Source organism: Streptomyces sp. AM25 (assembly GCF_058146165.1).
Window position 1 is genome coordinate 1 of record NZ_JBKIWN010000112.1, and the last position, 2,606, is coordinate 2,606.

Sequence of the window (2,606 nt, forward strand, 5' to 3'; positions counted from 1 at the left end):
CCGTGTCCGTCAGGCTCGGGGCACGTCATGTCATGTTGCCGCGCCGGGAAACTCCAAGATCACCGACAGAACCAAGGAGTACGGGGCAAATTTCAGGAAGCGTTGACAGTTCCTGACGCCGATTGTGCTTCTTGACCCAGTCGCGGGGGCGTTTCCGGGTTCATGCCGGGCTCCCGGCCGACTTCGTGACGGTCTTGCTGGAGTTCAGGGCGATCCGGGCGGCTGCCCATACAACCGTCCCCCGATCAGCGGCCGCTCTGAAGCTCCTTGGAGAGGAAACGGTTCATGGGTCGCCTTGGACTGGGCTATCCCATCCATCGCTTATGGATTCTTGCCTGGCCAGCTGGCGTAGTATGGCCAGAGTGCGGGCCAGGCGGCGGGAGACCTGCATTTGTGATATTCCTAATCTGACCCCGATTTGCTCCTGGCTGAGCTGCTGATAATAGCGCAGGACTAGCATTTTGCGATCTCTGCTGTCTAGGTGCATCAGCAGCCTGCGCAAATATTCTCGGTTCTCGATGAGTAGATAATCTTTATTAAAAAATGCCAGTTCGTGAGAGTTTGTGCGTGGGGGCTGGCCCGTAGGTGAATGAAGTTCAGAGCTGCGATGCAATGAATCTAACGAACGTGATTGGTATCCGTTAGCCGCGATGATTGCTTCCCGGATGGCGGGTTCGCTTTGGCCCAGATAATGTGCGAGCTCGCTGTTGTTGGGGCTGCGTCCGAGTGTCCCTGTCAGCTCGTAGCGGGCTCGACCGACGGCGAATGTGAGCTCTTGCATTCCGCGAGGGACGTGGACGGCCCAACTGCTGTCCCTGGAATAGTGCTTAATCTCGCCGTCGATGTACCGGTGAGCAAAAGCTTTGAACGGCACCCCTCGGCTAGGGTCGTAGCGGTCGATCGACTTGATGAGTCCGATCATGCCAGCTTGGAATAGGTCGTCTGTATCGCAATTACTGCGTCGACTGAGCCTGTTTGCTGTAGCGTTGACCATAGGGACATGGGTGAGGATCAGATGGTTACGAATGTTCCGATGGTCCGGACTTCCCTCCTTGAGATGCGCTAGTCGATGGAACAGGCGTCCTGTATGGTCATCCTCGGGATCCGCCCGCGCAATGAGGGCGGAGTAGGGGTAAGTGTGATCACCTTGTTTCTCCCGCGCCGGAACGGTAGGCATTTCTCACCTCTTTTTCCTGCCTCTTGCTTTTGGGATGGACAGGTCGTTTGAGCTAGATCTGTTGGGGTGTCTGCCCTGAAGATGTGGTGCGTTGCTGTTTCGCGCTTTTTGTATCCGTTCAGGATAACCCTATTGGGCCCCTGCTCGAAGCTTCGGAGTGCCCGTGGGGGTGTCGGGGAGAGGTCTGCAAAGCTTGGCCTTGTTTCGCTTTCGGCGGTGGCGGCAGCTGGTGTTACTCAGAATGAACTGGCGTTGTCCGCAAGGTCGTGACGGGTGTTGATCGTCGCGGTACGACGGCATCATGCGGTACGCGCAAGGGGGCGGGCTGACGCCCAGAGAGCAGGAGAAGCGGGAACAGCTGAGGCTGGAGGCAGCTGAGCGCTTCGAGTGCGGGGACAGCACTGAAGGCATCGCGAGGGATCTGCGGGTGACCGCACGTTCTGTGCGGCGCTGGCGGCATGCGTGGCGTGAAGCCGGCGTGGACGCGTTGCGGTCCAGGGGCCCGATGGCGGTCGAGCGGCTCAGTCCGAGGCAATGGGAGCGTCTGGAGCGTGAGTTGAGACGTGGGCCGCTGGTGCACGGCTGGGACGACGAGAGCCAGGGCTGGACGCTGAAGCGGGTCAAGCTGCTGATCGGGCGGATGTTCCACGTCGGGTACACGGTGCAGGGTGTGTGGAAGCTGCTGCGGCGCCATGGCTGGTCCGCGCAGGTGCCCGTGCGCTGGGCGATCGAGCGTGCCGACGAGGACGTCGAGGTGTGGAAGCGGGAGGTGTGGCCGCTGATAAAACAACCGCGGGCGACCTGGGCGCCTACGTCTGCTTCGAGGACGAGGCAGGGCAGGGCCTGAGGCCGCCCAAAGGCCACACATGGGCGCCACGCGGTATGCGTCCCGTGATCCGCGTGCGCGGCAGCAACCGGGGCCGCGTGAACATCGCCGGCGTGCTCTGCTTCCGCTCCGGCGAACGCTCCCACTTCTTCTACAGGCTCCACATCTGGCATGGACGCAGAGGCGAACGGAAGTCTTTCACCTGGCAGGAGTACCGGGACCTGATCATCTTCACCCACCTGCAGCTGAAGAGCCCTCTTGTGTGGTGCTGGGACAATCTCAACGTCCATCTCGCGCGGCAGCTCTGCGAGTTCGCTGAGTCGAACGCGGCGTGGTTACGGGTGTTCCAGCTCCCCTCGTACGCTCCGGACGTCAATCCTGCCGAAGGCGTCTGGTCCCTGCTCAAACGGTCCCTGGCCGACTTCGCCGCCGCCGACCTCAGCCACCTCGTGCGCGTCACCAAGCGCAAACTCAAGAAGATCCAGTACCGACCTCACCTGATCGACGGGTGCCTTGCCGCAACCGGCTTGATCATCGAGCCACCGGACAACGCCAGTTCAACCTGAGTAACCCGTCTCCTCGTCAACGGCCTGCGGTTCATGG

2 protein-coding genes are annotated in these 2,606 nt (G+C 61.0%); one reads left to right on the forward strand and one right to left on the reverse strand.

What is annotated here, in order from left to right:
- Nucleotides 1-283: 283 nt before the first annotated feature.
- Entirely contained in the window at nt 284-1,177 is an 894-nt protein-coding gene (locus tag ACLHRZ_RS37015) for a sigma-70 family RNA polymerase sigma factor (protein ID WP_490422975.1), read from the reverse strand.
- Between the two features lie 301 nt (nt 1,178-1,478).
- Here ACLHRZ_RS37015 and ACLHRZ_RS37020 point away from each other — a divergent pair.
- Nucleotides 1,479-2,569, forward strand: a protein-coding gene (locus tag ACLHRZ_RS37020) for an IS630 family transposase (protein ID WP_490422976.1) whose coding sequence is annotated in 2 segments (ribosomal slippage) — nt 1,479-1,931 and nt 1,934-2,569 — 1,089 coding nt in all. Because the reading frame shifts where the segments join, the coding sequence is not laid out codon by codon here.
- Nucleotides 2,570-2,606 lie beyond the last annotated feature (37 nt).

Excerpts from the sequence above, each read along its gene's own strand:
- ACLHRZ_RS37015 (WP_490422975.1), bottom strand. The coding sequence starts at position 1,177 with ATGCCTACCGTTCCGGCGCGGGAGAAACAAGGTGATCACACTTACCCC.